The organism is uncultured Aquincola sp. (genome assembly GCF_964001545.1).
Lineage (GTDB): Bacteria > Pseudomonadota > Gammaproteobacteria > Burkholderiales > Burkholderiaceae_C > Aquincola.
This window is the reverse complement of record NZ_CAXFDV010000831.1, coordinates 1-5883: the sequence shown is the minus strand read 5'-3', so window position 1 is coordinate 5883 and position 5883 is coordinate 1. Positions and strand designations below refer to the sequence as shown.

General features: G+C 70.5%; 7 protein-coding genes. 6 read left to right on the top strand and 1 reads right to left on the bottom strand.

Features of this window, described 5'->3' with window-relative positions:
• From ABNT58_RS28745 to ABNT58_RS28720, 6 genes are all read left to right on the top strand, one after another.
• A partial coding sequence (locus ABNT58_RS28745) for an oxidoreductase C-terminal domain-containing protein (protein WP_348756768.1) occupies positions 1-458 on the top strand: 458 nt, incomplete at its 5' end.
• A gap of 25 nt (positions 459-483) precedes the next feature.
• Entirely contained in the window at positions 484-1659 is a 1176-nt protein-coding gene (locus ABNT58_RS28740; RefSeq protein WP_348756767.1) for a penicillin-binding protein activator, read from the top strand.
• A gap of 4 nt (positions 1660-1663) precedes the next feature.
• On the top strand, positions 1664-2584 hold the full coding sequence (locus ABNT58_RS28735; RefSeq protein ID WP_348756766.1) for a branched-chain amino acid ABC transporter permease: 921 nt from the start codon (positions 1664-1666) through the stop codon (positions 2582-2584).
• 5 nt (positions 2585-2589) lie between these two features.
• A complete protein-coding gene (locus ABNT58_RS28730) occupies positions 2590-3525 on the top strand; it encodes a branched-chain amino acid ABC transporter permease (protein WP_348756765.1) in 936 nt (311 codons plus the stop codon).
• The gene (locus tag ABNT58_RS28725) at positions 3522-4283 is read left to right on the top strand and encodes an ABC transporter ATP-binding protein (RefSeq protein WP_348756764.1); all 762 of its coding nucleotides are present in this window, start codon (positions 3522-3524) and stop codon (positions 4281-4283) included. The genes ABNT58_RS28730 and ABNT58_RS28725 overlap by 4 nt, the downstream gene beginning before the upstream one ends.
• Entirely contained in the window at positions 4276-4989 is a 714-nt protein-coding gene (locus ABNT58_RS28720; protein ID WP_348756763.1) for an ABC transporter ATP-binding protein, read from the top strand. The genes ABNT58_RS28725 and ABNT58_RS28720 overlap by 8 nt, the downstream gene beginning before the upstream one ends.
• Positions 4990-5008: 19 nt before the next feature.
• On the opposite strand, the gene ABNT58_RS28715 is transcribed toward ABNT58_RS28720, so the two are convergent.
• Positions 5009-5883, bottom strand: an 875-nt coding sequence (locus ABNT58_RS28715) for an EamA family transporter (protein ID WP_348756762.1), incomplete at its 5' end; no start/stop codon positions are given.

Genomic DNA, 5883 nt, shown 5'->3' with positions numbered 1-5883 from the left:
TCACCTGTGCCGACGGCGTGTGCGTGGATGCACAAGGCCGCAGCAGCGATGCCGACATCTACGCCGCCGGCGACGTGGCCCGCGCGCCCAACCCCTGGGTCGGCGACGCGGTGCGGATGGAGTCATGGCAGAACGCGCAGCACCAGGGCATTGCCGTGGCCCGCGCGATGCTGGGCCAGCCGGCTGAGGCGCCGCCGCTGCCCTGGTTCTGGTCCGACCAGTTCGGCGTCAACCTGCGGGTGTACGGCATCTACCGCCCGGGCTGCCACGCGGTGATGCGTGGCCGGCCCGACGAAGACCGCTTCCTGCTGTTCCATCTGCACGAAGGCCGCGTGATCGCGGCCCTGGGTGCCAATGCCGCGCGCGACATGCGGCTGGCGCGCCGCCTCATCGAATCCGGCCAGCCGGTAGATCCGGCGGCGCTGGCCGACCCCGACCGCCCCCTCAATCGCCTTTGACTTTCCATCCCACGGAGTTGCCCCCATGCGTCATCAAGCCCTTGTTCGCATCGCCGCCGCCGCGCTGGCCCTCGGCGTGGCCGGCGTGTCCGCCCAGACCCTGAAGGTGGGCGCTGCGCTCGACCTGTCGGGGCCTTTCGCCGGCCCCGGCGCCGAAGTGCGCGACGGCCTGCAGCTGGGCCTCAAGCTGCTGGGCGGCAAGCTCGGCGGCCAGCCGGCCGAGCTGCTGGTGGCCGACACGGCCGGCAATCCGCAGCAGGCGCGCCAGGTGGTCGAGCGTTTCCTGCAGCAGGACAAGGTGAACCTGTTCACCGGCCCGGTGGCCAGCAACGTGGCGCTGGCCGTGGCGCCGCTGCTGGCCGCGGCCAAGGTGCCCTACCTCACGCCCAATGCCGGCCCCAGCCAACTGGCCGGCGCGCAGTGCAGCCCGTACTTCTTCGGCATCAGCTACCAGAACGATGCGATGCACGAGGCCGCCGGCCAGTACGCCGCCAGCAAGGGCTACAAGAAGGTGGTGGCGCTGGCGCCCAACTACCCGGCAGGCAAGGACGCCATCAACGGCTTCAAGCGCCTGTACAAGCAGCCGCTGGCCGACGAGATCTACACCAAGCTGGGCCAGCTCGACTTCGCGGCCGAGCTGGCGCAGCTGCGCGCGGCCAAGCCCGATGCCATCTACATCTTCCAGCCCGGCGGCATGGGCATCAACTTCATCAAGCAGTTCGCGGGTGCGGGCCTGGCCAAGGACGTGGTGCTGATCTCCAGCCCCTTCACCGCCGACGAAGACATCATTCCTGCGGTGGGTGAGTCGATGGTGGGGCTGTACAACCCCAGCAGCTGGGCGCATGACCTGGACAACGCGGCCAACAAGACCTTCGTGGCCGAGTTCCGCAAGGCTTATGGCCGCACGCCTTCGCTGTACGCCGCCTTTGCCTACGACGTGGTGTCGGCGATGGACACCGCGGTGCGCCAGGCCGGCGCCAAGGCCACCGACAAGGACGCGCTGCGCCAGGCGCTGGCGCGCGGCGGCTTCACGTCGGTGCGCGGCACCGTGAAGTACGGCCCCAACCAGTTCATCACCCAGGACTACTACCTGCGGCGCGTGGTCAAGGGCGGCGACGGCAAGCTGACCAACCAGCTGCAGCCCGGCAAGCTGCTGACTGACCACCAGGACGCCTACGCGGCCGAGTGCAAGCTGTCTTGAGTCGATGGACGCCATCTTCTTTGCCGAACAGCTGGCCAACGGGCTGGGCTACGGCTTGATGCTGTTCCTGCTGGCCGCCGGCCTCACGCTGGTGTTCGGCATCATGGACACGCTCAACCTGGCGCATGGCTCGCTGTTCATGGCCGGCGCCTTCGTCAGCGCCACCGTGCATGCGGCCAGCGGCAGCTTCTTCATGGCGGTCGTCATCGGCATCGCCGTCACCGTGCTCGTCGCGCTGGCGCTGGAAGCCCTGCTGGTGCGCCACCTGTATGGGCGCGACCACCTGTCGCAGGTGCTGGCCACCTTCGGCGTCATCCTGTGCGCCGACGACCTGGTCAAGCGCGTGTGGGGGCCGGCGCCCATCATGGCGCCCACGCCCGCCGCGCTGGCCGAGCCGGTGCAGCTGTTGCCCGGCCTGCCGTACCCGGCCTTCCGGCTGCTGATCCTGGTGGCCGGCGTGCTGGCGGCGCTGGGGCTGTATGTGCTGGTCAACCGCACGCGGGTGGGCATGCTGGTGCGCGCCGGTGCCTCTAACCGTGCGATGGCCGAGTGGATGGGCGTGCGCGTGGGCCGCATCTTCACGCTGGTGTTCTGCCTGGGCGCGGCGCTGGCGGCGCTGGCCGGGGCCTTGATGGGCCCGATCAGCGCGGTGGAGGTGGGCATGGGCGAGGCCATCCTGATTCCGGCGCTGGTGGTCATCGTCATCGGCGGCATCGGCTCGGTGCGCGGCGCCTTCGTGGCGGCGCTGCTGGTGGGCCTGGTGGACACCGCCGGCCGCGCCTTCCTGCCGCCGGTGCTGCGGGCTTCGCTGCCACCGGCCTTGGCAGCCGACCTGGGCCCCGCCATCGCCAGCATGGCGGTGTACCTGCTGATGGCGGTGGTGCTGGTGCTCAAACCTTCGGGGCTGTTCCCTGCGCGAGCGTGAGGTCCATGAAACACCGTCTACTTCCCTGGGGCGTGCTGGCGCTGCTGGCCTGCCTGCCCTTCGTGCTGCCCGCCTTGGGCCTGGGCTTTTACGTCGGCTTCGTGCGGCGGCTGATGATCGTCGCGCTGGCGGCCATGAGCCTGAACCTGCTCATCGGCGGCGGCGGCATGGTGGCGCTGGGCCATGCGGCCTTCGTCGGCGTGGGTGCCTACACCGTGGTGGCGCTGGCCGATGGCGGCGTGGCTTCGGCTTGGCTGATGTTGCCGGCGGCCCTCGTCGTCGCAGGCCTGGTGGCCGCGCTCATCGGCGCGGTCTCGCTGCGCACCAAGGGCGTGTACTTCATCATGATCACGCTGGCCTTTGCGCAGATGCTGTACTACGCCGTGGTTTCGCTGCGGCGCTACGGCGGTGACGACGGCTACACGCTGACCCTACCCGCCACGCTGGGCGCCGGCCTGACCACCGCCAGCGGCGATGCGCTGTATGCGCTGGTGTTGTTGGCGGCTGCGGCGGTGTATGCGCTGATGGCGCGGCTGCCGCAGGCCCGCTTCGGCGCGGCGCTGGCCGGCATTCGCGACAACGAGACACGCATGCAGGCGCTGGGCTACCCGGTGTACCGGCTCAAGCTGGTGGCCTTTGCCGGCGCCGGCGCCATCGCCGGCCTGTCGGGTGCGCTGCTGGCGCTGCAGGATGGCTTCGTCAGCCCCAGCATGCTGCACTGGACGCAATCGGCCCTGCTCATTGTGATGGTGGTGGTGGGCGGCGTGGGCCACCGCTGGGGCGCGCCGGTGGGCGTGGCTCTGTGGCTCACGCTGCAGGAGCTGATGCGCCAGGTGACCGACTACTGGCACTGGCCGCTGGGCCTGCTGCTGGTGGCGGTGGTGTTTTTGGCGCCGCGCGGCCTGGCGGCGCTGCGGCTGGGGCGGAGGGCCACGGCATGAGCCTCTTCATTGCAGAGGGTCTGGTCAAGCGCTTCGATGCGCTGCTGGCCACCGACCATGTGAGCTTCAACGTCGAGCACGGGCAGCTGCATGCGCTGATCGGGCCCAACGGCGCCGGCAAGTCCACGCTGGTCAACCAGATCTCGGGCCTGCTGCAGCCCGACGCGGGCCGGTTGCTGCTGGACGGGCACGACATCACCCGCCTGCCGCCGCATGCGCGGGTGGCGGCGGGGCTGTCGCGCTGCTTCCAGGTCACCAGCGTGTTCAAGGGCCAGACGGTGCTGGACAACCTGCTGCTGGCGGTGCAGGCCCATGCGGGCAGCAGCTTCCACTTCCTGCGGCGGCGCGCGTCGGAGACGGCGCTGCAAGACCAGGCGCTGGCCCTGGCCGAACGCGCCGGCCTGGCCGATGTGCTCTTCGTGCCGGCCGGTGAGCTGCCGCACGGCGCGCAGCGCAAGCTGGACGTGGCGCTGGCCATCGCCGCCCGCCCCAAGCTGCTGCTGCTGGATGAACCCATGGCCGGCATGGGCCCGGCCGAATCGGCCGAGATGGTGACGCTGATCGGCGCGCTGCGCCGCGAGATGGCCATCCTGCTGATCGAGCACGACATGGACGCCGTGTTCCAGCTGGCCGACCGCATCACCGTGCTGGTGTACGGCAAGGTGCTGGTCAGCGGCACGGCCGACGAGATCCGCGGCCACCCGCAGGTGCAGGCGGTGTACCTGGGCACTGAAACCACGGAGGCCACGCATGGCTGACGCATTACTCACCTGCCGCGGCCTGCAGGCCGGCTATGGCGCCAGCCAGGTGCTGTTCGACGTCGGCTTCGACATCGCACCCGGCCAGGTGGTGACGCTGCTGGGTCGCAACGGCATGGGCAAGAGCACCACCATCAAGACGCTGATCGGCGCGCTGCGGTTGCGCGCCGGCGAGGTGCGCTTCGGCGGCCGCACGCTGGGCGGCCTGGCCGCCGACGCGGTGGCACGGCTGGGCATCGCCATCGTGCCCGAGGGGCGGCAGTGCTTTCCCAACCTCACGGTGCATGAGCACCTGGTGGCCTTTGCCGCCAGCCGCAACGGCCAGCGCGACGGCTGGACGGCCGAGCGCATCTACCAGGTGTTTCCGCGCCTGAAGGAGCGGGCGCGCAACCTGGGCACCCAGCTCTCAGGCGGCGAGCAGCAGATGCTGGCCATCGGCCGCGCGCTGTCCACCAACCCGCGACTGCTCATCCTGGATGAAGCCACCGAAGGCCTGGCCCCGGTGATCCGCGAAGACATCTGGCGCTGCCTGCGGCAACTGAAGGAAGCCGGCCAGACCACGCTGGTGGTGGACAAGTACATCGACCGCCTGGTGGCCCTGGCCGACCACCATGTGATCCTGGAACGCGGGCGTGTGGTGTGGCAGGGCGACTCGCCCGCGCTGTCGGCCGACCGGGGCTTGTGGCAGCGGTACCTGGGGGTGTGAGCGCGGGCGGGCCGCGCGCTCAGCGCGCCGACACCAGCGCCACGCCGGCGGTGGTCACCACGATGCCCAGCGCGCTGAGCGGCGTGGGCACCACGCCGAACATCGCCCATTCCAGCAGCACCGCCACGATGGGCGTGAGGAACAGCAGGCTGGTCACGCGGGTGGCATGGCCGCGGCGCATCAGCAGGTGCAAGGTGTTGGTGGCCAGGATGGACGAGAACAGCACCAGGAACACCACCGCCGCCGCCAGCGGCCAGGCCCAGCGCACCGCAAAGCCCTCCACGCCCCAGGCCAGCGGCGCCAGCACCGCCAGCGACAGCACGAACTGGATCAGCGAGGCGCTGCGCAGGTCGGCCGTGGGGCAGTAGCGGCGCTGGTACAGCGTGCCGGCGGTGATGGCGGTCAGCGAGATGGCCACCGCCAGCAGCGCCTTGGCGTTCACGGCCTGCACGTCCACCTTGTGCCACACCACCAGGGCCACGCCCAGCAGGCCCACCGCCACGCCCAGCCATTGCCGCGCCTGGAGGCGTTGGTGGAGAAAGCGGTGCGCAATCAAAGCCGTGAACAGCGGCTGCGTGGCCAGCAGCAGCGCGGTGATGCCGGCCGACAGGCCCAGCGTCTGCGCATGGTGGCTGCCACCCAGGTTGATGGCATGCATCAGCAGCCCGGCCACGCCGATGTGTGCCCACTCGCGCCGCGTGGCCGGCCAGCGCGGCCGTGACCACAGCACCCAGGGCAGCAGGCACAACACGCCCAGGCAAAAGCGCAGCGTGAGAAAGGTGAAGGGCGCGGCGTACTGCAGCCCCGTCTTGCTGGCCAGGTAGCCTGAGCCCCATACCAGCACGAAGAACCAGGCCAGCGCGGTGTCGGTGCGGGGCGCAGGCGGCGTCTGGG

Bases quoted from the DNA above. Each gene is read 5' to 3' on its own strand.
- ABNT58_RS28740 (WP_348756767.1), top strand. From the start codon at position 484: ATGCGTCATCAAGCCCTTGTTCGCATCGCCGCCGCCGCGCTGGCCCTC.
- ABNT58_RS28735 (WP_348756766.1), top strand. From the start codon at position 1,664: ATGGACGCCATCTTCTTTGCCGAACAGCTGGCCAACGGGCTGGGCTAC.
- ABNT58_RS28730 (WP_348756765.1), top strand. From the start codon at position 2,590: ATGAAACACCGTCTACTTCCCTGGGGCGTGCTGGCGCTGCTGGCCTGC.
- ABNT58_RS28725 (WP_348756764.1), top strand. From the start codon at position 3,522: ATGAGCCTCTTCATTGCAGAGGGTCTGGTCAAGCGCTTCGATGCGCTG.
- ABNT58_RS28720 (WP_348756763.1), top strand. From the start codon at position 4,276: ATGGCTGACGCATTACTCACCTGCCGCGGCCTGCAGGCCGGCTATGGC.